This is a genomic window from Oleiphilus sp. HI0066, assembly GCF_001635725.1.
This window is the reverse complement of the sequence record NZ_LWFH01000932.1, coordinates 1-354: the sequence shown is the minus strand read 5'-3', so window position 1 is coordinate 354 and position 354 is coordinate 1. Positions and strand designations below refer to the sequence as shown.

Here is a 354-nt window from a genome sequence, read left to right as displayed (position 1 = left end):
GCCGAACACTATAACAGATCGCTTTCTACATAACTGCTTAAATTTAAATAGCAGGTCTGAGGTTTAAACACGGCATTTAGTGCTTCTGCGAATTTAGCCGCCCTATCAGGTAAGCCCTCCACGAGATACTTTATCGTTTGTTCTTGCACATCTGCTACGAAAGCACTGCTTGGCCGACATAAAGGGTCGTTCGCATTGTCTGCCGAAAGACGAAAACGAAATCCTGCTGCACAACATAAAATTCGCTCCAAGGCTTGAGGTTTTACCTCAACCCGCTCAAAGACAGATTGCTGCGCTTCATCGCGACCATCGGGCTCATACCAATAGCCATAATCTAATTGAGTACGCCGTTCT

At 45.8% G+C, this 354-nt stretch carries 1 protein-coding gene; it reads right to left on the bottom strand.

Annotated features, from left to right (window positions below):
- Positions 1–8: 8 nt before the first annotated feature.
- The coding region (locus tag A3738_RS10700) for an elongation factor P hydroxylase (RefSeq protein WP_197473798.1) at positions 9–354 on the bottom strand (346 nt) is incomplete at its 5' end.